This is a genomic window from Neptunomonas concharum, from assembly GCF_008630635.1.
Classification (GTDB): Bacteria; Pseudomonadota; Gammaproteobacteria; order Pseudomonadales; family Balneatricaceae; genus Neptunomonas; species Neptunomonas concharum.
This window is the reverse complement of the sequence record NZ_CP043869.1, coordinates 2,479,256-2,505,706: the sequence shown is the minus strand read 5'-3', so window position 1 is coordinate 2,505,706 and position 26,451 is coordinate 2,479,256. Positions and strand designations below refer to the sequence as shown.

The following is a 26,451-nucleotide window of genomic DNA, read 5'->3' as shown; positions in this document are numbered from 1 at the left end:
AACTTTCAGTCAAAGAGAAAAATAAAATGACGCAACAGCATAATACAGCAGCGCTGTCTGATTTCTTTTCACGGGGCTTATCCGAAAGTGATGAAGCCGTTGAACAGGCAGCACAGGAAGAGTTTCATCGCCAGAATACACAGATTGAATTGATCGCATCAGAAAATATTGTTTCCAAAGCGGTCATGCAAGCGCAGGGTACGGTGTTAACTAATAAGTATGCTGAAGGTTACCCTGGGCGACGTTATTATGGTGGTTGTGAGTTTGTCGATAAGGCAGAAGCGCTGGCAATTGAGCGTGCCAAGCAACTGTTTGGCTGTGAATATGTGAACGTTCAGCCTCACTCGGGGGCGCAAGCCAATGGCGCGGTTTTTATGGCTTTGTTGCAGCCGGGCGATACGATTTTAGGTATGTCACTAGATGCGGGTGGTCACCTGACTCACGGAGCGCGGCCTGCACAATCGGGTAAGTGGTTCAATGCTGTGCAATACGGCGTTTCCCAAGAGACCCAGCGTATCGATTACGATGCGGTTGAGGCATTGGCAGTAGAAGTGCAACCGAAATTGATTATTGCTGGTGGCTCTGCGATCCCTCGTGAAATTGATTTTGCCCGTTTTCGTCAAATTGCCGATAAGGTTGGCGCGTATTTGATGGTTGATATGGCACACATCGCAGGCTTAGTCGCCACGGGCGCACACCCAAGTCCAATGTCTCACGCCCATGTTGTGACAACGACTACACACAAAACATTGCGTGGCCCACGTGGTGGCATGATTCTTTCCAATGATTTGGAGTTGGGTAAAAAGTTTAACTCAGCAGTGTTTCCGGGGTTACAGGGTGGGCCGTTGATGCACGTGATCGCTGCCAAGGCGGTTGCTTTTGGTGAAGCACTTCAACCTGAGTTTAAAACCTATATTCAACAAGTCGTTGATAACGCAAGGGCATTGGCTAGCGTTATGGTTGAACGAGGCTGCGATATCGTCACAGGTGGTACTGATACGCATCTAATGTTGGTAGACTTACGCCCCAAAGGATTGAAGGGTAATCAGGTAGAAGAGGCATTAGAGCGTGCCGGGATTACTTGTAATAAAAATGGTATCCCTTTTGACCCAGAGAAACCCATGGTGACATCGGGTATTCGTTTAGGAACACCAGCCGGCACAACGCGTGGCTTTGGTGAAGAGGAGTTCCGTTTAATTGGACACCTTATTAGTGATGTTCTGGATGGTTTAGTCGCTAACCCAGAGGGAGATGCCACCGTAGAAGCCAACGTTAAGGCGCAGGTTGAAGCATTATGTCTGCGTTTCCCGCTGTATAATTGATCAACATTGAATCGAATTTTAATGCAGGTGCCGCTACGTGAAGCGAGCCTGAATGAACCAAGATAGGAAAAAATCATGAGTGTACCCGCTAATCTGAAATATACCGCTTCCCATGAATGGGTTCTTGATAATGGTGATGGCACTGTAACAGTTGGTATAACTGACCATGCCCAAGAGCTGCTCGGTGATGTGGTATTTGTGGAAGTGCCGGAAGTTGGCCGTAATGTAGATAAGGGCGAAGAGTTCTCACTGGTTGAGTCTGTAAAAGCCGCTTCTGATATCTATTCCCCGGTTACAGGAGAAGTGGTTGCCGTTAACGATGCGCTCGAAGATGCGCCAGAAACGATTAACGAGTCAGCATTTGAAGATGGCTGGATTGCAAAAATCAAACTTGCCGATGCTGAAGAGCTAAACGATCTACTGAGCGCAGATGCCTATGAGGCAAACGTCGCTGAAGAGGGGTAATCCAAAAGTGGAAAAACGTACTCTGAGTGAACTTGAACAAAAGCATGATTTTACCCGTCGTCATATCGGCTTATCACCGGATGATCAGCAGGCGATGCTGGAGGTTGTAGGTGCTTCCTCTTTAGATGACCTGATCCAGCAAACGCTACCGGGCTCCATTCGTTTGGATGATGCTTTGTCTATGGATGACTCACAGACAGAAGTAGAAGCATTAAGCTACCTGAAGTCTTTAGCATCAAAAAACAAAGTACATAAGTCGTATATTGGCATGGGGTATCACAATACCTTAGTGCCCAACGTTATTTTACGCAATGTTTTGGAAAATCCGGGTTGGTATACGGCTTATACGCCTTACCAGCCAGAGATCGCTCAGGGGCGTTTAGAGTCCCTGCTGAACTTCCAGCAGATGGTGATGGATCTTACTGGTATGGATCTGGCCAATGCCTCCTTGCTGGATGAGGCTACAGCTGCTGCTGAAGCGATGACGCTCTGCAAGCGCTCGAACCGCAAGAAAAGCAATACCTTCTTTATAGCGGACGATGTACATCCGCAAACGATAGAAGTCATTAAAACCCGTGCTGAATATTTTGGCTTTGAGATTGTAGTCGCTAACCCAAGTGAGTTAGCTAACCATGATGTCTTTGGCGTACAACTGCAATACCCGAGCACTTATGGCGATATTACCGATATTAAATCCATTATTGATGCGGCGAAGTCGCAGAATGCTATGGTGTCGGTTGCTGCGGATCCTATGGCGCTGGTGCTGCTAAAATCCCCAGGCGAACTGGGTGCGGATGTTGTTTTGGGTTCAGCCCAGCGTTTAGGTGTGCCGATGGGCTTTGGTGGCCCTCATGCAGCTTTCTTTGCTTCCAGCGATAAGCTTAAGCGTTCTGTTCCTGGTCGTATTATTGGTGTCTCTGTTGATGCACGTGGTAATCAAGCCTTACGTATGGCTATGCAAACTCGAGAACAGCACATTCGCCGTGATAAAGCGACTTCAAATATCTGTACCGCGCAGGCATTGCTCGCCAATATGGCGGCTATGTATGCCGTTTACCACGGTCCTGAAGGCTTGAAGGCGATTGCTGAGCGCATTCACCGATTAGCAGCAATTTTGGCAACAGGTCTGGCGGAGAAGGGGATGTCTGGTAACAGCACCTACTTTGACACGGTTACCTTTAATGTCGGTCAACAACAGGCTGCTATTTATCAGCGCGCTTTAGATCACGGGTGCAACCTACGAAAAGTGGGTGAGAATCAGCTAGGTGTCAGCTTGGATGAGTCAACCACGGCAGCCGATGTTGCGCAACTGTTTGATATTTTTCTCGGCTCGGATCATGGTTTGGATGTATCGGCTATTGATGCGCGTATTGTGGCATCGGGTGATACCGGTATTCGTGGTGAAATGCGCCGTCAGGATGCGATACTCAGCCATCCAGTCTTTAACCGCTACCATTCAGAAACGGACATGTTACGTTACCTGAAAAAGCTGGAAAATAAAGATTACTCACTGACTCATGGCATGATCCCTCTCGGGTCTTGTACCATGAAGCTAAATGCAACAGCGCAGATGATCCCTGTAACTTGGCCTGAGTTTGCCAATATCCACCCGTTTGCTCCTAAGGATCAAACGACAGGGTATCTGGAAATGTTCACAGAGCTACAAACAATGTTAGAAGAGATTACCGGTTATGATGCGGTATCTCTTCAGCCTAACTCGGGTGCATCGGGTGAATATGCGGGACTGCTTGCGATTCGTAAGTATCAGGAATCCATCGGTCAGGGGCATCGCAACATCTGCTTGATCCCTTCTTCTGCTCACGGAACTAACCCCGCTTCTGCTGCAATGATGAATATGAAAATTGTCATTGTGGAGTGTGATGAGAAGGGGAACGTGGATGTGGAAGATCTGCGTGCTAAGGCGCAAGAGCATAGTGCTGATCTATCAACATTGATGATTACCTATCCATCGACTCACGGTGTTTATGAAGAAGAGATCGTTGAGATCTGCGACATTATTCATCAGCATGGTGGTCAGGTGTATATGGATGGTGCAAACATGAATGCTCAGGTTGGTCTTGCTAAGCCAGGACTGATGGGCTCTGATGTTTCTCACCTTAATCTGCATAAAACCTTCGCTATCCCGCATGGCGGTGGTGGACCTGGTATGGGGCCAATCGGTGTTAAAAGTCATCTAGCGCCGTTTTTACCAAACCATGGCGTGACACCCGTAAATGGTCTGGAATCAGATGTAGGTGCTGTATCGGCATCGCCTTATGGCTCAGGCGCTATCTTGCCAATCAGCTATATGTACATTCGTCTTCTGGGTAAGTCAGGTCTGAAAGCGTCGACGCAAAATGCGATTCTGGGCGCAAACTATCTGACAGAAAAATTAGCCGAGCATTATCCAATTCTTTACCGCGGACGTAATAACAAGGTTGCCCATGAGTGCATCGTTGATATTCGACCAATCAAAGAAGCATCTGGTGTAACAGAAGAAGATATTGCTAAGCGTTTAATGGATTATGGTTTCCACGCGCCGACGATGTCTTTCCCTGTTGCGGGAACGTTGATGATCGAGCCAACAGAGTCAGAATCTAAGGTAGAGCTGGATCGCTTTATCGAAGCGATGGTGATGGTTCGTCAGGAGATCGCGAAAGTGCAAAGTGGTGAATGGCCAGCAGAAGATAACCCTCTGCATCATGCGCCGCATACCATGGTAGACATTACAGCAGAGTGGAATCGAGCTTATAGCCGCGATGAAGCAGTGTTTCCTACCGCGTCAACTCGCGATAGTAAGTTCTGGCCAGCCGTTAATCGCGTCGATAATGTTTATGGGGATAGGAACTTTATCTGTTCTTGCCCTGGTGTTGAGGCTTATCGCGATTAAACGTAGTTCTCCTTGTTACTTCCAAGGTAACCGTCGGGAGCGACGTTAATCACTTAAATAGCAAAAGGCCTTTAGCGGCTATCACATCAGTGGTAGCCGTTTTTTTTATCCCGTAGAAAGCTACGTGTATGTTAGTCTTGAGTGACTTCACTGAATTATTCCAACCTGTTATTGTCTACGGGTGAACTGATAATTTCTGTTATTGATTTAGGACTATGAATGAAAAAGTTATCAATTACTTTATTGGCGTTGGTTTTGGGCTTTGCTGTTTCAGGATGTAGTACTGTTGAAGGGATTGGCAAAGATCTGAAGAAAGGCGGTGCAGCTATCGAGAAAGCCGCGACTAAATAAAGTATTCTCGAAATACAAAGGGGCGTGTTTACGCCCTTTGTATGCTACGCAAGGTTATATCATCGATTGATTAATAGAATAATCAGGTCTTTGGGGCCGTGGGCACCCATTTGCAGCTTTTGCTCTATATCGGCACTGCGAGATGGGCCCGTGATCATATTGACGGTTCTAGGCATCTCTCCATTTGTTGACTCTCGCAGCTTCTGCCAAGCATCTTCATAGGGGCCTACGATGTCTGATCGATTCAGTACGACAAAATGGGTATCCGGCAGAAAATTTAGCGTAGTTGGGCTTTCCCCTCGTGAGTGGAGCATTAAGGTCCCAGTTTCAGCGATACCCGCAAAGCTAAGCGTTAAACTGGCTTGATCTCCCACTTGAGCGACTCGTTGCTCGGTTGCGATGTTTTCTGCTTTAGACCAATCAAGCGATAGCAGCTCGCTGTCACTGCCAGTCACTATGTGCGTCAGCCCATGAGAGGTGAGCCACTGGTTGCAAATCGCAGGCACATCATCAATGCTCTCAAGTTCAAATACCTCGGCAGCTGCTTCTTTGGCCATCTCAATAAAGAGTTTAATCTGCTCTTCATGGGGTAATTGGGCTCTTTGTGGAACTAGATTACGGGTATGTCGTGATAACCGTTGTGCTACCGATGCTTTCTGTTCTGTTGAGGCTTCGCCTCGTTTTAGGCCGCGGCGGATATTGCCTAAAATCTCTGATTTACTCATCTTAGGTATCCTCTAATTAATCTTTCTTGCCAGACTTGTACTGTTGCATAAAGGTTTTGCCACTGGGTGCTGGCATATCGCGCCAATTAGTCCAACCACTGGCCAGAGGAAGCTTTTTGATTCGCCCTTTCTTACCTGCAGCCAACCGTAAAAACAGATTCGAGCTACTGGAGAGAATCCGATACAGCGCTGGACGTTTAGCAAAGAATGCCCAGCCGCCTAAACCCCAGCGAACCGCTTTGGGGCTGAGATGGCGGCTGAATTCATCTTCGCGCCAGTGGCGCATCAGTTTTGGAAGAGGGATGCGTACAGGGCAGACTGATTCGCATTTTCCGCAGAAGGTAGATGCATTGGGTAGTAAACCAGCGTTCTCTATACCTATCATTTTAGGTGTAAGTACGGAGCCCATAGGTCCTGGATACACCCAACCATAAGAGTGGCCGCCCACCGCGCCATAAACCGGGCAGTGGTTCATGCAGGCGGAGCAACGAATACAACGCAACATTTCTTGAAACTCGCTGCCCACCATTTCACTTCGGCCATTATCGACTAGCACAACGTGAAAGTTTTCTGGTCCATCCTGATCTCCTGCTCTTCGTGGGCCAGTCGACAATGTATTGTATACCGTAAATTCCTGACCTGTAGCTGAGCGTGCCAGCAGACGTAGGAACAAGGTCATATCTTCTAATGTAGGCACTACCTTCTCGATAGAGGTTACAACGATATGCGTTTTGGGTAAGGTTTGGGTGAGGTCGCCGTTGCCTTCATTCGTCACAATAATGGTAGAGCCGGTTTCCGCCACAAAAAAATTAGCACCGGTGATGCCGACGTCAGCAGAGGCAAACTTCTGGCGGAGCATTTCACGAGCTTCTTGCATGAGTACAGCAGGATCACTGGATTTGGGGCGGTGGTGCTTTTCGTGAAAGATATCAGACACATCTTCCAGATTAAGATGTATGGCTGGTGCGATAATATGACTTGGGTGATCACCACGCAGCTGTAGAATATATTCTCCTAAGTCGGTTTCTATAGGTTCAACACCATTTTTTTCAAGGTAATCATTCAGATTGATCTCCTCTGAAACCATCGACTTACCTTTGGTAACCGTTTTGGCATCCACCTCTTTACAGATGTCGAGTATGGTTTTGCAGGCGTCTTTCGAAGTACGGCACCAATGAACATGGCCGCCGTTTTTAACAACATTCTCCTCGAATTGCTCAAGGTAGATGTCTAAGTTTTCGAGAATATGGTTTTTGAGCGCAGTGCCTTCATCACGAAGTTGTTCAAATTCAGGCATACGAGCGACAGCGGCGGCGCGTTTCGTTGGAAAGCCGGCCTTCAAATTACCCAAAGCCTTTTGTAAATTCACATCATGCAAGGCGATGCGGGCGTTTTCTTTAAATGCGGGACTGTTGATCTGCATAATTCAGGCTCCTACAGTGGCTTGCCGAGTGAATAGGCCGCTTCGCCTATAGCGGGTTCATCCGTCATACCGGCGAGGACTTCAACGATATGACGGGCTTCTATGTTATGGCCTTCGCGCTTCAGCTTACCTGCCATATTAAGTAAACAACCTAAATCACCACCGAGTAGCGTAGTTGCCCCGGAGTCCTGAATATAAGTGGATTTATTCTCGACCATGCGATTAGAGATATCAGCGTACTTGACGCAAAAAGTACCTCCAAAGCCGCAGCATGTTTCAGCTTCTTCCATTTCGCTTAGCTCCAGACCAGCGACTTTTGCTAAGAGCTTTCGGGGTTGCTGCTTGATACCCAATTGTCGTAAGCCAGAGCAGGAATCATGATAAGTTGCATGGCCTTCATAGCTGGCCAGTACCTGATCAAAGTTCAGCACATCGGTTAAAAAAGAAGTGATTTCAAAAGCGCGGCTTTTTAAGCTCTCAGCGCGGGCCTTCCATGGATCATCCTCATCAAATAGATCTACATAGTAGTGCAGCATACCAATGCAAGAGCCAGAGGGGCCAACAACATACTGGTACCCATCAAAGGCCTGAATGGTTTGGCGGGCTATCTCCTGAGTGGTTTTTTTATCCCCTGAGTTAAAAGCGGGTTGTCCACAGCAGGTTTGTGCCTCGGGTACTTCGACCTGGCAGCCTGCGCTCTCTAATAGCTTAATGGTTGCGAATCCGATACTGGGTCGGAACATATCTACAAGGCAGGTAACAAATAAACCAACCTGTATAGGCTTCTGGGATGATTGCATGGCAAATACCTGAGGTTCTTGAACTATTTTTGTTATATGAGCAATGTGCTTGCTTAGTTATAACAAAGATAGGCAAGCGGGCTGATTTAATAAACGTTAAGCGCTAAACTGGTCTGACCAAGAAATGAGAGGCGCATCATGAGTTCTCAGAAGCAGCAATTGTATGCTGATCTGACCGGTAAGATCTTGAAAGGAGATCTGGTACCTGGTCAAGCATTGCCTTCCCAGCGCCAGCTGGCGGATCAATACCAGATATCTCGAGCCACTGTCCGAGAAGTCGTCCAGCAAATGGAATTGGCACAGCTTATTACGACCCAGCATGGAGGGCGTAGTGTATGTGAAAATCTGATCGCACAACGCGCTGATATGCCGCAAGAAGTGGGAGGCGACCACTTAGAACTACAGCTTCGAGTGCTGGATGCACGTGCGTTTCTTGAAGGAGAAGCGGCCTATTTTGCGGCGTTAAGAGCGACCGATGAGCAATTACAGGATATCAGTGATGAATTTCAGCGTATGCAGCAACGCAGCTTAGGTGAAACGACTTTAGCCAAAGCTAAAGCGGACCTGCGTTTTCATATGATGATTGCAGAATCCAGCCATCACATGCTGATTGTGGCGTTTAGCCAGTTATTTTATAACCGATATTTCAATGCGATCTATGGGGTGCTTAATCGTACGCTTATCCGCTTTGGGCGATATCCTGACGGTATTCGTATGCAGCATGAACAGATCTATGATGCCCTAATGAAACGCGATCCTGAAAGAGCCAAAAAAGTAGCCGTTGAACATATTCTCTACACACGAAGGCAGCTGGAAGAAGCAGAATAAGATATCCCCGTCGACTAAGGTGGGATTGTGTTGTGCTTTGCGGTAGAATCGCCGCCGTTGGTGATTAGCACTTGGTTTGTGTGACACCTTTTTTATACGGCACAGTGGCCCTTCGTATCGGCCACCATAGAACTTTAAGGAAATAACATGCCTGTCATTACCCTCCCTGATGGAAGTAAACGCGAGTTTGCTAACCCGGTTACTGTATTTGATGTTGCTGCTGATATTGGCGCAGGTTTAGCGAAAGCGGCCTTAGCTGGTAAAGTGAATGGCACTTTGGTAGATACTACATATACCATTGCTGAAGACAGCAATCTCTCTTTAATTACGCCACGAGATGAAGAGGGGCTGGAAGTGATTCGCCACTCATGTGCTCACTTGATGGCGATGGCTGTGCAGGAACTATTCCCGGGTGCACAGGTGACGATAGGCCCTGTTATAGAAGACGGTTTTTACTACGACTTCGCCTATGAAAGAGCTTTCACACCAGAAGATTTAGAAAAGATCGAGAAAAAAATGGCAGAGCTGGCAAAGCAGAATTTGCCGGTTAGCCGCTCGATTATGAGTCGTGATGAAGCGACTAAAATGTTTGATGAGATGGGCGAGAAGTACAAGGTTGAACTGCTTCAGGCCGTACCCGAAGGGCAGGATTTATCATTCTACTCTCAAGGTGACTTTATCGACCTTTGCCGTGGTCCGCACGTGCCTTCTACGGGTCATATCAAAGCCTTTAAGCTCATGAAAGTAGCTGGTGCATACTGGCGCGGCGACTCTAACAACGAGATGTTGCAGCGCATATACGGTACTGCATGGGGCGATAAGAAAGAGTTGAAAGCGTACTTGCATCGTCTTGAAGAAGCCGAAAAACGTGATCACCGTAAACTCGGCAAGCAACTGAACCTCTTTCATTTACAGGAAGAAGCGCCAGGCATGGTCTTTTGGCACCCAAATGGATGGACGCTATACCAGAATATTGAAAGCTACATGCGCGAAAAACTTCGTCGTCATGGCTATCAAGAGATAAGAACGCCACAAGTAGTTGAGCGTACACTTTGGGAAAAGTCAGGCCATTGGGACAAGTTCTCAGAGGAGATGTTCACTACTCATTCTGAAAGCCGTGACTTCGCTATCAAGCCTATGAACTGCCCAGGTCATGTTCAGGTGTTTAACCAAGGGTTGCGTTCTTACCGTGATCTGCCACTACGTCTGGCAGAGTTTGGCTGTTGTCACCGTAACGAACCGTCTGGCGCGCTGCATGGTATCATGCGTGTACGTGGCTTTGTTCAGGATGATGCGCATATCTTCTGTGCAGAAAATGATATCCAAAAAGAGGTTGCCAGCTTTATCGACTTCCTGCATGAAGTCTATGCTGACTTTGGCTTCAATGAAGTAATTTATAAACTATCCACTCGCCCTGAACAGCGTGTCGGATCGGATGAAATCTGGGATAAAGCGGAAAAAGCCTTGGCTGATGCACTGGATAATGCCAACCTCGATTGGGATAAGCTTCCAGGTGAAGGTGCTTTCTACGGCCCTAAAGTTGAATTCTCTTTGAAGGATTGTCTCGGACGTGTCTGGCAATGTGGTACAATACAGGTAGATTTCTCAATGCCAGGGCGCTTAGGCGCACAATTTGTCAACGAGAGCGGCGAACGTGAGACTCCGGTCATGCTGCATCGAGCAATTCTGGGTTCGTTTGAGCGTTTTATCGGTATTTTGATTGAAAACTACGCCGGAGCATTGCCTACTTGGTTGTCACCTGTTCAAGCTGTTGTTATGAACATTACCGACAAACAAGCAGAATATTCCGAAAAAGTGGTAAAAATATTGGATAATTCTGGCTTTAGGGCGATATCGGACTTGAGAAACGAGAAGATCGGCTTTAAAATCCGCGAGCGTACTCTTCAGAAGGTTCCTTTCCTTTTGGTAGTTGGTGATAAAGAAGTCGAAAACGGCTGTGTCGCTGTGCGTACCCGTACCGGCGAAGATCTTGGCACTATGACTATTGAGGCATTCACAGATTTCCTCAGAAAAGATGTGGAACAGAAGAGCCGTACAGAATAATTATTAGGAGATATAGCAATTAAGCGCGATAACAGAAGAGGCGCCCGTGATAATCGCGCGCCTATTAATGAGAATATCAGAGCATCCGAGTTACGTTTGATTGGCTCTGATGGTGAACAGGTAGGTATCGTATCGCTTAATCAGGCTCTTGAGATGGCTCAAGAGGCTGAACTTGACTTGGTACAAATTTCTGACTCAGATCCCATCGTATGTAAATTGATGGACTTTGGTAAGTTCCAATACGAGCAGAAGAAAAAGATGGCTGAGGCTAAAAAGCAGCAGCATCAGACCCAGGTTAAGGAAATAAAATTCCGTCCTGCGACGGAAGATGGGGATTATCAGGTAAAACTACGCAACCTGATACGTTTCCTAGAAGCAGGGGATAAGGCTAAGGTTACATTACGTTTCCGCGGCCGTGAGATGGCTCATCAGGAACTGGGCATGCAGCTACTACTTCGGATCGAAAAAGATCTAGAAGAGCTGGCAGTCGTTGAACAGCGTCCAAAGATGGAAGGTCGTCAAATGATCATGGTGATCGCCCCGAAGAAGAAAAAGTAATTCCTAACGCCGCATAACCCGCGTCTATGTTTCGATATAGCTGCGGGTTTTTGCTGTTTCTATGGGTTACATATAACTAACGAATGCGTGGAGATTCCAAATGCCAAAGATTAAATCTTGCCGTGGTGCGGCAAAACGCTTCAAGAAAACTGCGAATGGCTTCAAGCACAAGCAGGCCTTCAAAAGTCACATTCTGACCAAGAAAAGCACTAAGCGTAAGCGTCAGCTTCGTCCGATGCTTCAGGTACACGCTGCAGATCAGGCTCTGATCCGTCGCATGTTGCCTTACATCTAAGTCGTTTTTTCACTAACAGAATTGAATATAGGAAGGTAAAGAATGGCTCGTGTAAAACGTGGTGTTCAGGCTCGTCGCCGTCATAAGAAAATCCTGAAGCAGGCTAAAGGCTACTACGGTGCTCGTAGCCGTGTATTCCGTGTAGCTAAACAGGCAGTTATCAAAGCTGGTCAGTATGCATACCGTGACCGTCGTCAGCGTAAGCGTCAATTCCGCGCTCTGTGGATTGCTCGTATCAATGCTGCTGCACGTTTGAATGGTTTGTCTTACAGCCGTTTCATCGCTGGTATGAAAAAAGCTAGCATCGAAATCGACCGTAAAGTACTGGCTGACTTGGCTGTTCACGAACAGGCAGCCTTTAGTGCTGTTGTCGAGAAAGCGAAAGCTGCTCTGGCGTAATGCACCCGCCTCTTATTGAGGTTGTTGAGTATTAAAATAGGGGAAGGGTGCAAACTCTTCCCCTATTTTTTCGGTTATTGCGCTGAATTTCTTTCAATTGAGCAGAATGACTGAATTAGATTATCAGATCTCATCTTCCCCCCAATCGGTTGGAGCTGGAAATGGAAAATATGACAAGCCTTTTGGAGCAGGCTGCGCAGGCGGTTGCCGCTGCGAGTAATCTTCAAGAGCTGGATCAGGTACGTGTTGAGTACCTCGGTAAAAAAAGCCCACTTACTGCTTTGCGTAAAGGTTTAGGTAAGTTATCCGCAGAGGAACGCCCCGCAGCGGGTGCTAAAATTAATGAAGCCATCCAGCAGGTTTCTGAGCAGATCAATGCTCGAAAGGCCTTGCTCGAAGGGGCGGCATTAGAAGAAAAACTGGCATCAGAGCGGGTCGATGTTACGTTACCTGGCCGTGGCCAGCACCTTGGTGGCTTACACCCTGTGACCAAAACCCTTGAGCGTATCGAAGCTTTCTTTGCTGGTATTGGCTACAGTGTTGCAGAGGGACCTGAGGTCGAAGATGATTATCACAACTTCGAAGCGCTGAATATCCCATCCCATCACCCTGCGCGTGCTATGCATGATACCTTCTATTTCAATGCTAATACGTTGCTGCGTACACACACATCGGGTGTGCAGGTACGTACGATGGAAACTCAACAGCCGCCTATTCGCATTATTTGTCCTGGGCGAGTATACCGTTGCGATTATGATCAAACCCATTCGCCGATGTTCCATCAGGTTGAAGGTTTATTAATTGACAAGAATATTAGCTTTGCTGACCTAAAGGGTACGTTGGAGCAGTTTCTACGTGAGTTCTTTGAAGAAGATGTCAAAGTGCGCTTTCGTCCCTCTTACTTCCCATTTACTGAGCCTTCGATTGAAGTAGATATAGATCGCGGTGATGGAAAATGGCTAGAAGTACTAGGCTGTGGCATGGTGCATCCGAAAGTATTTGAGATGTCAGGCATCGATCCTGAAGTCTATACAGGTTTTGCTTTTGGTATGGGTGTTGAGCGATTAGCAATGCTGCGTTACGGCGTAAATGATTTGCGCTTGTTCTTTGAAAACGACCTACGTTTTCTAGACCAGTTCAACTGAGTTTATATCTACTCGGTCGACATTAGCAGCAATATAAAGATTTTCAGGAAAGCAGCATGAAATTCAGTGAAAAGTGGTTACGAGAGCTGGTCAATCCCTCCATTACAACGCAAGCGTTGGTCGACCAGATCACGATGGCGGGTTTAGAGGTCGATGATGTAGAAGCGGTCGCAGGTGATTTTTCTAATGTTGTCGTAGGTGAAATCCTAACGGCAGAGCAGCACCCTAATGCCGATAAGCTACAGGTCTGCACAGTAACAGATGGAACAGAAACCTATCAGGTGGTTTGTGGTGCCCCTAATGCTAGAGCCGGTCTGAAAACGGCTTATGCAAAGGTGGGTGCGGTGTTACCAACACCTGAAGGCGGCGAGTTTAAAATCAAGAAAGCCAAACTGCGTCAGGTTGAATCCTTTGGCATGTTATGTGCCGATGATGAACTTGGTATCTCTGATGATCACGCAGGCATTATGGAGCTGGCTCAGGATGCTCCGGTAGGCACCTGCTTGCGTGAATATCTGGGCTTGGATGATAAAATTATCGATGTAGACCTCACACCTAACCGCGGTGACTGTTTGAGCATTAAAGGATTGGCTCGTGAAGTTGGTGTATTGAATAAAGCGCCTGTCAGCTTTGTTGAGATCAAGCCGGTTCCTGCAACAATCGATGATACTTTTCCAATTGTTTTGGATGCACCGCAGGCTTGCCCTCGTTATTTAGGTCGTGTAATTCGTAATGTGGATTTATCCGCTGAAACACCTCTATGGATGGTGGAGAAGTTGCGTCGATCAGGCATTCGTTCTATTGATCCTGTCGTAGATGTAACCAACTACGTGTTGCTAGAGCTGGGGCAGCCTCTTCATGCGTTCGATTTGAATAAGCTCAGTGGCAGTATTGTCGTTCGTATGCCAAAAGCCGATGAAAAGCTCACGCTGTTAGATGGCAATGAAGTGACCCTGAACGCCGATACTCTGGTGATTGCAGATCAAAGCGGTCCGGTTGCCATGGCCGGTATTTTCGGAGGTGAAGCCACCGGAGTTACTGCCGAATCTAAAGATATATTCCTCGAATGTGCTTTCTTTGATCAGATCGCGGTTGCTGGTAAAGCGCGTGCATATGGACTCCATACAGATGCATCACACCGCTACGAGCGCGGCGTTGATTGGCAATTGCAACATGACGCGATTGAGCGAGCAACAGCTTTGCTCTTGGATATCGTAGGTGGTCAGGCCGGTCCGGTTTCTGAGGCGGTTAGCGAAGCGCATTTACCCAAGGCTCGTTCGGTGACACTACGCCATGAAAAAGTGAATGCAATGTTGGCATTTGATATGCCCGCGAGCGAAATCGAAGAGATCCTAACTCGCCTAGGGATGCAGATCGAAGCGACGGGCCAAGGTGAGTGGGTGGTGGCTATTCCATCCTATCGTTTTGACATCAGCATTGAAGTGGATCTGATTGAAGAGTTAGCGCGTGTTTATGGTTACAACAACCTGCCGGTAAAAGTGCCTACAGCGACGTTACCCTTTACACCTATCGATGAATCTAAAGTCACTATTCAAACTCTGCGCCGCACACTCACGACGTTAGGCTATCAGGAAGCGATTACCTATAGCTTTATTGAAGCGGGTTTGCAAAAACAGTTTGATGATCAGTATGAAGCGCTAGCGCTGGCCAACCCTATCTCCGCTGAAATGGCAGTGATGCGTACCAGTATTTGGCCAGGCTTGGTCAAAGCTTTGCAATACAACCAAAATCGCCAGCAATCTCGTGTTCGACTATTTGAAACAGGGCAGCGTTTTTTACCAAAAGGTGAAGGGCTGGTTCAGGAAAATGTGTTAGCGGGTTTACTGTGTGGTAATCGTGATCCTGAAAACTGGACAGGTAAATCCTCTTCGGTTGATTTCTTTGATATCAAGGGTGATGTGGAAGCCGTCCTTAATCTGGGCAGCTCAGGTAATGAGTATCGTTTTGTGGCTGATCAGCACGTTGCGTTACACCCAGGCCAAAGCGCACGTATTGAGCGTGGCGGTGAGACGGTTGGTTTTATCGGGGCACTGCATCCTGCATTAGTGAAAAAGCTCGATCTTAACGGGCCGGTTTATCTGTTTGAACTTAGCTTAGACACCCTGCTTGAAGGGCATTTGGCAAAATTTTCGGAGTTATCCAAGTTCCCAGAGTCGCGCCGTGATTTAGCGCTACTGGTTGATGAAGCCGTTGCCTATGACACATTGCGCAGTGCTGTGCAGGAAAATGCTGGTGAATTCCTCAAACAGACGATCCTTTTTGATGTTTATCAAGGCCAAGGTATTGAAGCAGGACGAAAAAGTGTTGCCCTGGGCTTGACCTGGCAGCATCCATCGCGCACTCTTAATGAAGATGAGATTAATGCAGCGGTGCAAGATGTCGTTAAGGCGCTTGGTGCTGTAGGGGCAACCTTAAGAGACTAATAGGCAAGGTGGTGTTCATGAGTTCTTTAACAAAGGCAGACATGGCAGAACGTTTGTACGAAGAGTTGGGTCTGAACAAGCGTGAAGCTAAAGATATGGTTGAATCCTTTTTTGATGAAATTCGTGAAAGCCTTGCTGCCAATGAGCAGGTCAAGCTTTCCGGTTTTGGAAACTTTGACCTGCGGGATAAGCGACAGCGCCCTGGTCGAAACCCAAAAACCGGTGAAGAAGTGCCCATTTCAGCACGCCGCGTTGTGACTTTTCGACCAGGCCAAAAACTAAAGGACCGTGTAGACGCCTATGCAGACAGCAGGTCCGAGCCAGCCTGATCTTCCTGCCATACCCAGTAAACGCTATTTTACCATCGGTGAGGTAGCGACTTTATGCGACGTGAAAGCGCACGTACTAAGGTATTGGGAACAGGAATTCGATCAAATAAAACCCGTTAAGCGTAATAATCGTCGCTATTACCAGCAGCAGGATGTACTCATCATCCGCCAGATTAAAAGCTTATTGCACGATCAAGGCTACACCATCAGTGGTGCCAAGCAGTGGTTGGTAGGGGATCAAAGTGTTGATGAGAGCGCTCGTTACAAACAGTTATTAAAACAAACCATTAGCGAACTCGAAGAAATCCTCAAAACCCTCAAATCTGGCCGTTAACCCCTTTTCACAAGCGTTTTGCTAGGGTAATATACGCGCCTCTTCGGAGCTTAACAGCTCCCGCCTTCGTCGGGGCGTAGCGCAGTTTGGTAGCGCACTTGCATGGGGTGCAAGGGGTCGCAGGTTCAAATCCTGCCGTCCCGACCAATTCAACTTCCTAATACTACCTATATATTTCTTTAAGCCTTGTAACGACGGGGCTTGCGGCTTAATATCGTTCCTATGTGTTCCTACTATTTCTTGCTCAATCTTGAACAAAGTGGGGGTATTGTTGGGGGTATCGGGTCTTTTTCGTTGTGGTGATACCCCCAGACAACCCTCAAAGCTAGAAATCATTGAGGGTTTATAAAAAGATGCCGCTATCACCACGCGAGGTACAAACAGCCAAGCCTAGAGAAAAAGATTACAAGCTTTCTGATGAGAGAGGCATGTATCTTTTAGTGAAAAAGAACGGGGCTAAGCTATGGCGGCTTAAATACCGTATTCATGGCAAAGAGAAAACCCTCTCTATCGGTCAGTATCCTGACATCACGCTAAAGAGAGCGAGAGAAATTAGGGATGAAGCTAGAAGCCAGTTAACCGAAGGGATCGACCCATCAGCCCATAAGCAAGCCACCCGAGAGGAAAGACGGCTAAGCGCTGTAAATAGCTTTGAGGCGATAGCCAGAGAGTGGTATTCGATCCACATGGCTAATAAGTCCGAAAGCCACCAGCAAAGAACAATGCGCTGTATGGAAATGTATCTTTTCCCCTTTATCGGCCATATGCCTATTACCGCTATAACGCCCCCTATGCTGCTTAACACCCTTCGAAAGACTGAGAGCACAGGCAAAATAGAAACGGCTCAGAGAGCGAAACAAGCAGCGGGGCAAGTATTCAGGTTTGCCGTCGCCACCGGCAGGGCTGACCGGGATCCTACCCCAGACCTGAAAGGGGCGCTTAAGTCTCCAGTGAAAACGCATTATGCCTCAATTATCGAGCCTAGAGAGGTAGGTAGGTTGCTGGTGGATATTGACCATTTTACGGGCACCCACGTTGTTCGATGTGCGCTTAAGTTATCAGCGCTATTTTTCTGTAGACCTGGGGAGCTTCGCCACCTGAAATGGTCGAATATCAACTATGAAGAAAGGCGTATTGAAATTATTGCTGAAAAAACCAAGCAAGAGCACATCATCCCCTTAGCTAATCAAGCTATCACTATCCTAGAGGAGTTACAGCGCATTACTGGCGATGGGGAATACCTGTTTCCGTCTGCTAGGGGTAGAAGTCGCCCTATGTCTGATAACGGGGTGAGAACAGCCTTGCGGGATATGGGGTACAGCAATGACAAAATGACTCCCCACGGATTTAGGGCAATGGCGCGCACACTGCTAGATGAGGTTTTAAATTACCGTATTGAGTGGATAGAGCAACAGCTTGCCCATGCGGTTAAGGATCCAAACGGCAGAGCTTATAACCGTACTAAGCACCTCCAGCAAAGAACAGAAATGATGCAACGCTGGGCTGATTATCTGGATCAACTCAAAGCGCAGGCTTTAGCGGGTAATGTAGTAACAATTAAATTCAGAAGTTTATAAGACTTTATGAGAGGAGAATTACATGTCAGTTTCGTTGCCTTACCCGAATGACAGTGTTTACTCAATAAGTGATATCTTAGATAGATGGAGTTCAAATCAGATAGGTGAGCCCGAGACCATATGCCTTATTGGCGAGGCGATCAATTCTCGCCAGCTAAAAGCTTGGATTAACCTACCTTTGAATCAAGCCATCAAAGACCAACTGGGTATATCAGATAGCAATAAAAGTAATAGAAAGCTTGTGCTTATAACGTCTTGTTCTTTCGCATATGAACCAGATGAATCTGACCCTCTGGGTGGAACAATTTGGATTAATGCAGAACAGTGCATGAATCCTCAAACAAAAAAAGTAGCTGATATTGAACTTAGCGAAAGCTCTTCAGATTTTTCCATGATGTTTGTGTATCAAGCTGATTTATTGGATGCTGAAGAAATAATCTTTCCAGCCGAACATAAAAAAAACACCGATAAAGAATCGACAATAAACTTTGAGAATGAGTCAAACAATACTGTAAGAGATTCATCAACAGGGGGTCATATAGACCATTACTACATCCACCCTAATACATCCCCTCAATTACGACACCTACTAGAAGCAAATAACCGTTTTTGGAAGAACTACGATCCTTCAGATAAAGAAACAGCACCTACAAAAAACCAAGTCGTTGAATGGCTAAAAGATAAAGGTTATTCGGGCTCTGGTGCTAAGTCGATGGATACTATTTTACGTGCGGGTAGGTGGCGAGTAGGTGGACGACCAGCAATTTCATAACCCCTTTTACCCCTTTTATTAAAGGGGTTTCATCTATTTAGCCGTAAAAAACCTATTCATGCTTTGCCTGTATTCCACTCACTACACAGGAAAGCAGAGCATGACTATTCGATTACTAAGACGTCCCGAAGTTGAGCAATTAGTTGGGCTATCACGCAGTACTATCTACAACCGACTTGAAAAAGGCACCTTTCCAAAACCAGTCCCTTTAGGCGGCAGATTGGTAGCATGGGTAGAAAGCGACATTCAAGCATGGATTCAAGAACGGATTGAAGCAGCAGGGAGGGCATAAGCATGAAAACGCCAGCAGCCCCCACCACAGAAGCCACCAGCACTACCGATGATACCAGACCGCCAACAAAGCTCGAAAGGGTTCTAACTTGGCTGGTGGAGCATGGATCTATCAATCGACTTGAAGCAGAAAAAGCCCCTATATTCGATCATGCTTTGCCAAGTACTATGAGCAATGAAATCAAAAAAAGGTTAGGGCTTGAGTTCACAAGCGTACTTGAAAAGAGCACAGGCTTTAACGGAATGGGCGCATATTACAAACGCTATAAGTTCACATTCACAAGCTCGCAAGCTGCTAAGAAGATAATCAACAATCTTAGAAAGAAGCGAGGAGCACCTCCTATACAGTGGGTTAGTGAGTGTGATTAATGGCAAGCCGAGACAGGAAAAAGAAAGAACGGTTTGCTGGTATCCCATTCCATGTATTGAAATCTCAGCAAGGGGCTAATTTAAAAGCCCCTGAGATCAAACTATTGATGGATTTGTTGCTTCAGTACAATGGGAATAATAATGGCTCACTATCCCCTTGCTATACGCTAATGAAAAAGCGTGGTTGGGCAACCAGTTCATTGTATCGAGCATTTAGAAACCTAGAAGATAAAGGCTTTCTAATTGTAACAAGGCAAGGCTGGAAGGTGAGAGGGCGACCTACGCTAGTGGCTATTACATGGGATGGCATTGATGAACCTAAAGGCTTTGCATACGACCAAGGCATACAGCCCAGTCCAATACCATTGGCTTATTGGTGCAAGGACAAATCAGCATGGGAGCACCAACCGAAAGAGAAACATTAGCAGATTTTTCCCCTCCTATATGGAGTGGGAAGTGGCGATTAGCTCTCCTATTTGGAGTGGCTGGTATTCTGGCTACCACCAACCTATGCCATATAGGAGAACTATAAGGAGTTTTTAGGGGGTTCTCTTTTCCCATATTGGAGAGTCTTATATATAACCATACCCTGTTGACTAACAAAGCTGACATATCATTATCAAAGGCAAGGTATTGGCAAGGCTACCAAGAGCAGTTTTAAACCTTGAATTGCCGATAACGAATAAGCAGGTCACAGACTTCAGGTTAACAACAAGCAACCTAATAAAACCTGATATCGAGAATGCTCACAGGCTACCGGTTTTACTCTGCAATAATGGTAATTTGAATACGCTAGAATCAGACAAATTCCGCTAACACTCCACTCAACACCATCCAGGAGAAAGCGCATTCGACAATAGATCAAATTCAGTGAAACGTGACGTGTCACCTGATGGGCGTTTAGCTCAGTCATTGCAATGTGGGGGTATTTTTGGGGGTATCTTGATAACCATGAAAATTAAAGTTATTTTTAATCAAGTGTTTATTGGCGGTATTCAAATGATGCCGTCCCATTTATTTCCTCCCTACTCTTCATATTATTTATAACACCTGTATCTTCCTATACTAAGCATCTATCGTAGAGGGCATTGAAATGCTCCAAAGAGCTTCAGAGATTGGTCTTACCTTAACGATATAGCAGAAATATCAGAAGCTGCCCTTATGAGTTGAAAAGCTGACAATGGCACCAGTTAACATTGGTAACTTAAGGCTCTTTGTTTTTGACATAACATGGATTGTGGAGATAGCGATGAAGAATATAGCTAGGCATACTTTGTTTTACGGGCTAGTAATAAGTTATTCAGCTTATTCTGAGGTAGGCCTTAAAGTTGAGCCATCTTTCGTAACAACTGCCAGCGAGGTAATCATTGAGGTAGAGGACATTTGTGATGCACCCAACACTGGTGTGATATATGGCGATAGAAGGGTTATCAGCGTGGACCAAGGCAATCAGCGTATAGAGGTGTCTTTTATTGAACCTAGTTTTCTTTGGGGGACGCCACTCCCTTGTTCTTCTTCTTTGTCTGTTCCTATAGGATCTTTACCTTATCCCAGCACTTGGAGTGTAAGTATCTATGCAGGAAATTCGCTTATAGATCCATTTAACCCCTCTCAGAAAGTGCTGACAACAGAGATCATGGTGCACAATAAAACCCTGGAAAGGCATCACGAAGCACCTAGCCAGAACTCTGTTCAAAGCGGTGTGGGATTAATTCGGGGTTGGGCCTGCGATGCCAATAAGGTAGAAATATCTATTGACGGCGGCGATCGGATTCCTGTCGCTTACGGTACTACACGTGGTGATACTGAATCCATTTGTAATGATACTAATAATGGCTATGGCATGGTGATGGCATGGGGGCTGCTTAGTGAAGGCACTCATCGTATGCAGACTTTCGTGGATGGAGCCCAGATTTCTGACGTGCAGTTTGAGGTTGCGGGGATTGGTAAAGAGTTTGCCAAAGGTTTGAGTGGGATCTATGAGCTGCAGGATTTTCCTACTCTAGGCGAGTCTGTCACTGTGGAGTGGAGTGAGGCTGCACAGAATTTCATAATCGTTGATCATAGCGCGCCCTGAGTTAAAATTACGGGAGGTTTACACAAAAAACTAGCCTGATGGTCTTATAGGCTATTCGTTGCAGATTGGGGATGTCGGTGTGCATGCTGGCTTAAATTTCCAGTCCGTCTCGGGCAACATATATCCCCTCTGGTAAGTCATTATCTAGCAACCATTCATCCATTTTGTGATTTAAGTGGGTTAGCCACAGCGCTTTAGGTTGGAGTGTTTGGTGTATGTGCAATACGCTGTTTAGATCGTTGTGGTTGCGTGGTGGGTTAGGTTGAGGAGGTTCACTACAGTCGATGATAATTTCCAGTTCAGTGTGTCTTTGTAAAAAGGTGGTGGTTGCTTCTGGAAGGCCTACGGTGTCCGTGAGGTAGGCCAGTTGTCGTTGTTCGCTTTCAAAGAGGTAGCCCAGTGTGGGTTTTGAGTGGATGAGTGGCACTGGTGTGATTTTCAGTTCCCCCAGATAGAAGGGTTTGAAGGGCTTAAGTGGCGCTTGAAAATCGAGTATGCCAGGATGTTTGGTCAGGTCGGCACAGCCTTGAGTATCTTCAGGCCCGTAAACGGGTATTTTCTCACCGATTCCCCAGCGTAGATGGAACAGCCCTTGTACATGATCAACATGGTAGTGGGTTAGCAATATTGCGCTCAGCTCCCCCGGTTGAAAACGCTCTGCTAAATCGATGATTCCACCATCAAGGAGTAGCTTACCGTAAGGCGTTGTTAACAAAGCGCTACAAGGGCGGCGGCGTAGTGCTGGGTTTTGGCGGGCGGTGTTGCAGGCTCTGCAATTACACCCAAAAACAGGTACTTGTCGTACGTCGCCAGTGCCTAAAAATGTGAGTTTCATGGTAGCCCGTTTCAATAAGGTATGGGGGAGCGATGTATTAAACGGTATTGCTAAGTTGCCATCAAGAGGGTAGTTAACGTGCTGTTTGGAATCGCATAGAATAGAGTTCTCTTTTTTTGGATGCTTTATCGATGTCCCGCCGCCAACGTAATAGCTTTTTTCAGTGTCAGCAATTTCGTATTGAGCAGGGGGACTGTGCTATGAAGGTGACGACGGATGCGTCGCTGCTGGGTGCTTATGCTAAGGTAACTGATGCCAAGCGTATTTTGGATATTGGTGCAGGTACTGGATTGTTAAGTTTGTTTGCAGCACAGCGCTCCACAGCTGCTATTGATGCGGTTGAGCTTGATGCAGGAGCAGCAAGGCAGGCGAGGCTAAACTTTGAGCACAGCCCTTGGTCTGACCGGCTCCGCTTGATTGAGATGGATATTCGGGTTTACGCAAAGCAGCCCGCTACTCAGTATGATGTAATACTCTGTAATCCGCCTTTTTTTACAGACTCAACAAAAAACTCTTGCGAGCGGGCAGCCCTAGCAAGGCACAATACCTATTTGCCGCTATCTGACTTAATCCAGTCTATTGATGCTTTGTTAAGCTCTGAGGGAGTTACGTGGTTGTTGCTGCCCTTACCTGAAACAGAAACGGTGATTCAGTTGGCTGAGGGTTTCGGTTTGTATCCACAAGAACGTATGCAAGTACGTAATAGTGCAGAGCACCTGCCACATCGTGAGATTATTGCGTTAAGTCGTGGCCCGAAGGTGTGTGCCCACACAGATTTCACCTTGTATAAACAACATCCCTACCATACGCGGGCAGCCGCTGAGTTGTTCGGGCCTTATTATACGCATATGAAGGTTGCGGATGAGTAGAGCGCATAAAAAACGCCGGCATAAGCCAGCGTTGATTACACACGTCATGCCGGGTGTTAGCCTTTTTTCATATCCGGCATATTTCGGCCATAGAATATCTCGTTCATCTCTTTGAATAGACGTTCGGAGATCTCTTCGACTTCGTTACCGGTTAAGTCTTTGCGCGTTGCGCCAAACAGATACTGATCTAAGTCGTAATCGTTGAGCATCATTTTGGTGTGGAAGATGTTCTCTTGGTAAACGTTTACATCAACCATTTGGTATTGCTCACGAATATCGTCACTCATAAAGTTCTGAATCGAGTTGATGTCATGATCAATGTAGTGTTTGACACCCTGTACGTCTCGGGTAAAGCCACGCACTCGGTAGTCGATGGTAACAATATCTGACTCCAGTTTATGGATCAGGTAGTTCAGCGCTTTCAATGGTGAAATAACGCCGCAGGTTGATACTTCGATATCTGCCCGGAAGGTACAGATGCCATCATCCGGGTGGCTCTCTGGGTAGGTATGAACACAAATATGGCTCTTATCCAGATGAGCAACCACGGCATCAGGTAGTGGCCCCGGTTTTTCGGTCTTATCTACGCGGTCTGAGTCTTTGATGGGCTCTTCCGAAACCAGAATCGTTACACTGGCCCCTTGCGGCTCATAGTCTTGGCGAGCAACATTAAGGATGTTCGCACCGATAATGTCGCAAACTTCGGATAGAATTTCCGTTAGGCGGTCTGCGTTATACTGCTCATCGATATATTCGATGTACTCGGCTTTCTGCTCTGGTGTTTTTGCATAACAAACATCATAGATACAGAAGCTTAGACTTTTGGTAAGGTTGTTAAACCCTTGCAGTTTAATTTTGCCGTTAGATGCCAACGTCGTAACTCTCCAATCGTTGTAGGTGGCGCTTTTTACGCCCGATAGTTGATTCCACCCATATGGATAGAGTTAAGCGCGCATTTTATGCTAGCTGGGCGCTAAGACAAAGCATAATTTCGGCTGTTGTTTGATCTTAAGGAATTTTTTTGTGTTGGACTATTTTACAGATTTGGCTGATTGGTTGGCATTCACGCTTTTGGGGCTGGATGCGAATTCAAAACTGGGGGATGCGGTACACTTTTTTATCGAAGACACGGCAAAAATATTTGTACTCTTAGTGGTCATGATTTATCTCATTGCACTTGTGCGTGCTTCTTTAAGGGTAGAGGTTGTCAGGGCTTGGTTGGTGGGTAAAAACCGCTTGGTTGGTTATATGATGGGGTCGGCTTTTGGTGCGGTTACTCCGTTTTGCTCCTGCTCAAGCATTCCTTTGTTCTTAGGCTTTACCTCGGCGGGGATTCCGGTAGGTATTACCATGTCATTTTTACTGACGTCCCCTTTAATCAATGAAGTAGCCATTGTTTTATTAGGGAGCTTGTTAGGCTGGCAATTTACTATTGTTTATGTGCTGGTTGGGCTAGCGGTAGGTATGCTGGGCGGTTTGTTTCTCGATACCATTAAGGCTGAACGATTATTGCAACCTTTTGCGGCGAAAGCCTATGCCGATGCAGCCCAGGCCAATGTTCAAGCTGAAGTTAGGAAAATGAGCCTTATGGATAGGCATCAATTTGCTAAAGATGAACTCAAGGATATTTTTGGTCGTGTTTGGAAGTGGGTCATCATTGGTGTTGGGCTGGGAGCGGCATTGCACGGTTTTGTCCCAGAAGGGTGGTTTGAGCAGCATCTAGGGCAGGGGCAGTGGTGGTCTGTCCCCGCGGCTGTAGGGCTAGGTATCCCTCTGTACTCTAATGCTACCGGTGTGATCCCTGTCATGGAAAGTCTGATATCCAAGGGGCTGCCCATTGGTACAACATTGGCGTTTTGTATGAGTACTGTCGCTGCCAGTTTCCCAGAGTTTATTCTTCTTAAACAAGTCATGCAGTGGCGTTTGCTGGTGATATTATTTGTCTTACTATTATGTGCGTTCACGTTGGTGGGCTGGGTCTTTAATGCTTTGGGTCACTGGTTTGTTCTTCTATAGAAAAGGGTACAAAGATGAAATCCATCAAAGTTCTGGGTTCTGGGTGTGCTAAGTGTACTAAAACAGCGGAAGCTATCGAGGCGATTGCCAAAGAGAAAGCGGTAGCGGTTGATGTCATCAAAGTGACAGATCCCATGGCTATCATGGGGTATGGCGTGATGAGTACACCCGCCGTTGTTGTCGATGAAGTGGTGGTTCACAGTGGTTCTATACCTCATCGCGCAGATATTGAGTCATGGATTGTATAAGGTAGTTTTTCAATGACAATTAAAGTAGGCATTAATGGTTTTGGTCGCATAGGGCGTTTGATGATGCGAGCTGCATGGTCGTGGCCAGAGATTGAATTTGTACATATCAATGACCCTGGTGGCGATGCTGCAACGTTGGCTCATCTACTGAATTTCGATTCTGTGCATGGGCGCTGGGCTTATGAAGCTAACGCTGAGGGTTATAGAATTTTCGTAGGCGAGCAAGGTTTCACGGTAAGCCATAACCGCAGTATCGAAGACACCGATTGGTCAGGTTGTGACATCGTAGTTGAAGCGTCCGGTAAAATGAAAACCAAATCGGTTTTACAGGCCTATTTAGAGCAAGGGGTTAAGCGGGTTGTTGTCAGCGCGCCAGTTAAAGAAGAGGGTGTGCTGAATGTGGTGATGGGTGTCAATGATGATCTATATGATCCTGATCTGTATCCGATTGTAACGGCTGCCTCATGTACGACGAATTGTCTTGCTCCGATTGTTAAGGTGCTTCATGAGTCATTGGGTATTCGACACGGTTCTATGACAACGATTCATGATGTTACCAATACGCAAACTATTTTGGATGCGCCCCATAAGGATCTACGCCGTGCTCGTGCTTGCGGGATGAGTTTGATACCTACAACCACTGGCTCTGCGACGGCGATTACTCATATCTTTCCTGAGCTTAAAGGAAAGCTGAATGGTCATGCTGTGCGGGTTCCGTTAGCCAATGCCTCGTTAACCGATTGTGTCTTTGAGGTCGAGAAACCGACGACGGCACAAGCCGTTAATCAGCTCTTCAAGACCGCATCCGAGGGAAGTCTGCAGGGTATTTTGGGGTATGAGGAGCGACCGTTGGTGTCTATCGACTATAAGACAGATCCACGCTCCAGCATTGTGGATGCGCTTTCGACCATGGTGATCAATAACACTCAGGTTAAAATATATACCTGGTATGACAATGAGTGGGGTTATGCAAACCGTACGGCTGAGTTAGTCAAAAAAGTAGGTTTGTTGGATAAAAAGTAATC

The 26,451-nt window shown here is 46.6% G+C and carries 28 protein-coding genes and 1 tRNA gene; 24 read left to right on the top strand and 5 right to left on the bottom strand.

Translation table 11 applies throughout. The annotated features are described in order from the left end of the window. Window positions 1-26 precede the first annotated feature (26 nt). The 4 genes from glyA to F0U83_RS11790 all read left to right on the top strand — a co-directional run bounded on the left by glyA (window position 27) and on the right by F0U83_RS11790 (window position 5,028). Window positions 27-1,322, top strand: coding sequence for a serine hydroxymethyltransferase (glyA, locus tag F0U83_RS11805; RefSeq protein WP_138987017.1), 1,296 nt, complete (start codon window positions 27-29; stop codon window positions 1,320-1,322). Window positions 1,323-1,394: 72 nt separating this feature from the next. Next, on the top strand, window positions 1,395-1,787 hold the full coding sequence (gene gcvH / locus F0U83_RS11800; protein WP_138987018.1) for a glycine cleavage system protein GcvH: 393 nt from the start codon (window positions 1,395-1,397) through the stop codon (window positions 1,785-1,787). Beyond that, window positions 1,759-4,677 (top strand): aminomethyl-transferring glycine dehydrogenase, encoded by a 2,919-nt coding sequence (gene gcvP / locus F0U83_RS11795; RefSeq protein ID WP_138987019.1) that lies wholly within the window; start codon window positions 1,759-1,761, stop codon window positions 4,675-4,677. Before gcvH ends, gcvP begins: the two co-directional genes overlap by 29 nt. Before the next feature lie 219 nt (window positions 4,678-4,896). Beyond that, window positions 4,897-5,028 (top strand): entericidin A/B family lipoprotein, encoded by a 132-nt coding sequence (locus F0U83_RS11790; protein WP_138987020.1) that lies wholly within the window; start codon window positions 4,897-4,899, stop codon window positions 5,026-5,028. A gap of 59 nt (window positions 5,029-5,087) precedes the next feature. Here the strand turns inward: F0U83_RS11790 and F0U83_RS11785 are convergent, their stop codons facing one another. The 3 genes from F0U83_RS11785 to F0U83_RS11775 are packed head-to-tail and all read right to left on the bottom strand — an operon-like array spanning window position 5,088 to window position 7,976. Next, window positions 5,088-5,753, bottom strand: a complete 666-nt coding sequence (locus tag F0U83_RS11785) for a LutC/YkgG family protein (protein ID WP_138987021.1) — start codon at window positions 5,751-5,753, stop codon at window positions 5,088-5,090. 16 nt (window positions 5,754-5,769) lie between these two features. Further along, the gene (locus F0U83_RS11780; protein WP_138987022.1) at window positions 5,770-7,176 is read right to left on the bottom strand and encodes a LutB/LldF family L-lactate oxidation iron-sulfur protein; all 1,407 of its coding nucleotides are present in this window, start codon (window positions 7,174-7,176) and stop codon (window positions 5,770-5,772) included. Window positions 7,177-7,187: 11 nt separating this feature from the next. Continuing rightward, complete coding sequence (locus F0U83_RS11775) at window positions 7,188-7,976, bottom strand: (Fe-S)-binding protein (RefSeq protein WP_138987023.1); 789 nt, start codon at window positions 7,974-7,976, stop codon at window positions 7,188-7,190. 138 nt (window positions 7,977-8,114) lie between these two features. On the opposite strand from F0U83_RS11775, the gene F0U83_RS11770 reads away from it, so the two are divergent. From F0U83_RS11770 to F0U83_RS11695, 16 genes are all read left to right on the top strand, one after another. Then, window positions 8,115-8,804 (top strand): FadR/GntR family transcriptional regulator, encoded by a 690-nt coding sequence (locus F0U83_RS11770; RefSeq protein WP_138987024.1) that lies wholly within the window; start codon window positions 8,115-8,117, stop codon window positions 8,802-8,804. Between the two features lie 147 nt (window positions 8,805-8,951). Next, entirely contained in the window at window positions 8,952-10,868 is a 1,917-nt protein-coding gene (thrS, locus tag F0U83_RS11765; RefSeq protein WP_138987025.1) for a threonine--tRNA ligase, read from the top strand. A 12-nt stretch (window positions 10,869-10,880) separates the two neighbouring features. Continuing rightward, complete coding sequence (gene infC, locus F0U83_RS11760; protein WP_138987026.1) at window positions 10,881-11,426, top strand: translation initiation factor IF-3; 546 nt, start codon at window positions 10,881-10,883, stop codon at window positions 11,424-11,426. A gap of 100 nt (window positions 11,427-11,526) precedes the next feature. Then, window positions 11,527-11,721 carry a 50S ribosomal protein L35 gene (gene rpmI / locus F0U83_RS11755; RefSeq protein ID WP_138987027.1) on the top strand — a complete coding sequence of 65 codons (195 nt, stop codon included), beginning with the start codon at window positions 11,527-11,529 and terminating at the stop codon, window positions 11,719-11,721. A 42-nt stretch (window positions 11,722-11,763) separates the two neighbouring features. Beyond that, window positions 11,764-12,120 (top strand): 50S ribosomal protein L20, encoded by a 357-nt coding sequence (rplT, locus tag F0U83_RS11750; RefSeq protein ID WP_138987028.1) that lies wholly within the window; start codon window positions 11,764-11,766, stop codon window positions 12,118-12,120. Window positions 12,121-12,281: 161 nt separating this feature from the next. Then, the gene (gene pheS / locus F0U83_RS11745) at window positions 12,282-13,265 is read left to right on the top strand and encodes a phenylalanine--tRNA ligase subunit alpha (RefSeq protein WP_138987029.1); all 984 of its coding nucleotides are present in this window, start codon (window positions 12,282-12,284) and stop codon (window positions 13,263-13,265) included. Between the two features lie 56 nt (window positions 13,266-13,321). After that, entirely contained in the window at window positions 13,322-15,709 is a 2,388-nt protein-coding gene (gene pheT / locus F0U83_RS11740; RefSeq protein ID WP_138987030.1) for a phenylalanine--tRNA ligase subunit beta, read from the top strand. 17 nt (window positions 15,710-15,726) lie between these two features. Further along, the gene (gene ihfA, locus F0U83_RS11735; RefSeq protein ID WP_138987031.1) at window positions 15,727-16,038 is read left to right on the top strand and encodes an integration host factor subunit alpha; all 312 of its coding nucleotides are present in this window, start codon (window positions 15,727-15,729) and stop codon (window positions 16,036-16,038) included. Beyond that, entirely contained in the window at window positions 16,010-16,372 is a 363-nt protein-coding gene (locus tag F0U83_RS11730) for a MerR family transcriptional regulator (RefSeq protein WP_138987032.1), read from the top strand. The genes ihfA and F0U83_RS11730 overlap by 29 nt, the downstream gene beginning before the upstream one ends. 70 nt (window positions 16,373-16,442) lie before the next feature. After that, a tRNA-Pro gene (locus F0U83_RS11725) sits at window positions 16,443-16,519 on the top strand. 206 nt (window positions 16,520-16,725) lie between these two features. Then, complete coding sequence (locus tag F0U83_RS11720) at window positions 16,726-17,949, top strand: tyrosine-type recombinase/integrase (protein ID WP_138987033.1); 1,224 nt, start codon at window positions 16,726-16,728, stop codon at window positions 17,947-17,949. A gap of 22 nt (window positions 17,950-17,971) precedes the next feature. Next, entirely contained in the window at window positions 17,972-18,721 is a 750-nt protein-coding gene (locus tag F0U83_RS11715) for a hypothetical protein (protein ID WP_138987034.1), read from the top strand. A gap of 100 nt (window positions 18,722-18,821) precedes the next feature. Then, complete coding sequence (locus tag F0U83_RS11710) at window positions 18,822-19,013, top strand: helix-turn-helix transcriptional regulator (RefSeq protein ID WP_138987035.1); 192 nt, start codon at window positions 18,822-18,824, stop codon at window positions 19,011-19,013. 2 nt (window positions 19,014-19,015) lie between these two features. After that, entirely contained in the window at window positions 19,016-19,381 is a 366-nt protein-coding gene (locus F0U83_RS11705) for a hypothetical protein (RefSeq protein WP_138987036.1), read from the top strand. Next, a complete protein-coding gene (locus tag F0U83_RS11700; RefSeq protein WP_138987037.1) occupies window positions 19,381-19,806 on the top strand; it encodes a hypothetical protein in 426 nt (141 codons plus the stop codon). The genes F0U83_RS11705 and F0U83_RS11700 overlap by 1 nt, the downstream gene beginning before the upstream one ends. Before the next feature lie 824 nt (window positions 19,807-20,630). Continuing rightward, window positions 20,631-21,458, top strand: a complete 828-nt coding sequence (locus tag F0U83_RS11695; RefSeq protein ID WP_138987038.1) for a hypothetical protein — start codon at window positions 20,631-20,633, stop codon at window positions 21,456-21,458. Window positions 21,459-21,549: 91 nt separating this feature from the next. Here F0U83_RS11695 and phnP read toward each other — a convergent pair whose 3' ends face one another. Beyond that, on the bottom strand, window positions 21,550-22,293 hold the full coding sequence (gene phnP, locus F0U83_RS11690) for a phosphonate metabolism protein PhnP (RefSeq protein ID WP_138987039.1): 744 nt from the start codon (window positions 22,291-22,293) through the stop codon (window positions 21,550-21,552). A gap of 131 nt (window positions 22,294-22,424) precedes the next feature. Here phnP and F0U83_RS11685 point away from each other — a divergent pair, with 131 nt between their 5' ends. Then, window positions 22,425-23,162: a tRNA1(Val) (adenine(37)-N6)-methyltransferase gene (locus tag F0U83_RS11685; RefSeq protein WP_138987040.1), complete on the top strand. Its 738-nt coding sequence runs from the start codon at window positions 22,425-22,427 to the stop codon at window positions 23,160-23,162. Window positions 23,163-23,218: 56 nt separating this feature from the next. Here the strand turns inward: F0U83_RS11685 and speD are convergent, their stop codons facing one another. Then, the gene (gene speD, locus F0U83_RS11680) at window positions 23,219-24,034 is read right to left on the bottom strand and encodes an adenosylmethionine decarboxylase (protein ID WP_138987041.1); all 816 of its coding nucleotides are present in this window, start codon (window positions 24,032-24,034) and stop codon (window positions 23,219-23,221) included. A 151-nt stretch (window positions 24,035-24,185) separates the two neighbouring features. Between speD and F0U83_RS11675 the strand changes: the two genes are divergently transcribed. From F0U83_RS11675 to F0U83_RS11665, 3 genes are read left to right on the top strand one after another with little or no spacing between them, the layout of a single operon-like run. Then, entirely contained in the window at window positions 24,186-25,178 is a 993-nt protein-coding gene (locus F0U83_RS11675; protein WP_138987042.1) for a permease, read from the top strand. A gap of 14 nt (window positions 25,179-25,192) precedes the next feature. Further along, window positions 25,193-25,426, top strand: coding sequence for a thioredoxin family protein (locus tag F0U83_RS11670; protein ID WP_138987043.1), 234 nt, complete (start codon window positions 25,193-25,195; stop codon window positions 25,424-25,426). Window positions 25,427-25,438: 12 nt separating this feature from the next. Further along, window positions 25,439-26,449, top strand: a complete 1,011-nt coding sequence (locus tag F0U83_RS11665) for an ArsJ-associated glyceraldehyde-3-phosphate dehydrogenase (RefSeq protein ID WP_138987044.1) — start codon at window positions 25,439-25,441, stop codon at window positions 26,447-26,449. Window positions 26,450-26,451 lie beyond the last annotated feature (2 nt).

Bases quoted from the DNA above. Each gene is read 5' to 3' on its own strand.
- rpmI (WP_138987027.1), top strand. From the start codon at position 11,527: ATGCCAAAGATTAAATCTTGCCGTGGTGCGGCAAAACGCTTCAAGAAA.
- ihfA (WP_138987031.1), top strand. From the start codon at position 15,727: ATGAGTTCTTTAACAAAGGCAGACATGGCAGAACGTTTGTACGAAGAG.
- rplT (WP_138987028.1), top strand. From the start codon at position 11,764: ATGGCTCGTGTAAAACGTGGTGTTCAGGCTCGTCGCCGTCATAAGAAA.
- glyA (WP_138987017.1), top strand. From the start codon at position 27: ATGACGCAACAGCATAATACAGCAGCGCTGTCTGATTTCTTTTCACGG.
- F0U83_RS11705 (WP_138987036.1), top strand. From the start codon at position 19,016: ATGAAAACGCCAGCAGCCCCCACCACAGAAGCCACCAGCACTACCGAT.
- F0U83_RS11775 (WP_138987023.1), bottom strand. From the start codon at position 7,976: ATGCAATCATCCCAGAAGCCTATACAGGTTGGTTTATTTGTTACCTGC.
- phnP (WP_138987039.1), bottom strand. From the start codon at position 22,293: ATGAAACTCACATTTTTAGGCACTGGCGACGTACGACAAGTACCTGTT.
- F0U83_RS11665 (WP_138987044.1), top strand. From the start codon at position 25,439: ATGACAATTAAAGTAGGCATTAATGGTTTTGGTCGCATAGGGCGTTTG.
- F0U83_RS11710 (WP_138987035.1), top strand. From the start codon at position 18,822: ATGACTATTCGATTACTAAGACGTCCCGAAGTTGAGCAATTAGTTGGG.
- F0U83_RS11790 (WP_138987020.1), top strand. From the start codon at position 4,897: ATGAAAAAGTTATCAATTACTTTATTGGCGTTGGTTTTGGGCTTTGCT.
- F0U83_RS11785 (WP_138987021.1), bottom strand. From the start codon at position 5,753: ATGAGTAAATCAGAGATTTTAGGCAATATCCGCCGCGGCCTAAAACGA.
- pheT (WP_138987030.1), top strand. From the start codon at position 13,322: ATGAAATTCAGTGAAAAGTGGTTACGAGAGCTGGTCAATCCCTCCATT.
- F0U83_RS11720 (WP_138987033.1), top strand. From the start codon at position 16,726: ATGCCGCTATCACCACGCGAGGTACAAACAGCCAAGCCTAGAGAAAAA.
- F0U83_RS11700 (WP_138987037.1), top strand. From the start codon at position 19,381: ATGGCAAGCCGAGACAGGAAAAAGAAAGAACGGTTTGCTGGTATCCCA.
- pheS (WP_138987029.1), top strand. From the start codon at position 12,282: ATGGAAAATATGACAAGCCTTTTGGAGCAGGCTGCGCAGGCGGTTGCC.
- F0U83_RS11770 (WP_138987024.1), top strand. From the start codon at position 8,115: ATGAGTTCTCAGAAGCAGCAATTGTATGCTGATCTGACCGGTAAGATC.
- F0U83_RS11715 (WP_138987034.1), top strand. From the start codon at position 17,972: ATGTCAGTTTCGTTGCCTTACCCGAATGACAGTGTTTACTCAATAAGT.
- gcvP (WP_138987019.1), top strand. From the start codon at position 1,759: ATGAGGCAAACGTCGCTGAAGAGGGGTAATCCAAAAGTGGAAAAACGT.
- F0U83_RS11730 (WP_138987032.1), top strand. From the start codon at position 16,010: ATGCAGACAGCAGGTCCGAGCCAGCCTGATCTTCCTGCCATACCCAGT.
- F0U83_RS11695 (WP_138987038.1), top strand. From the start codon at position 20,631: ATGAAGAATATAGCTAGGCATACTTTGTTTTACGGGCTAGTAATAAGT.
- F0U83_RS11780 (WP_138987022.1), bottom strand. From the start codon at position 7,176: ATGCAGATCAACAGTCCCGCATTTAAAGAAAACGCCCGCATCGCCTTG.
- F0U83_RS11685 (WP_138987040.1), top strand. From the start codon at position 22,425: ATGTCCCGCCGCCAACGTAATAGCTTTTTTCAGTGTCAGCAATTTCGT.
- F0U83_RS11670 (WP_138987043.1), top strand. From the start codon at position 25,193: ATGAAATCCATCAAAGTTCTGGGTTCTGGGTGTGCTAAGTGTACTAAA.
- thrS (WP_138987025.1), top strand. From the start codon at position 8,952: ATGCCTGTCATTACCCTCCCTGATGGAAGTAAACGCGAGTTTGCTAAC.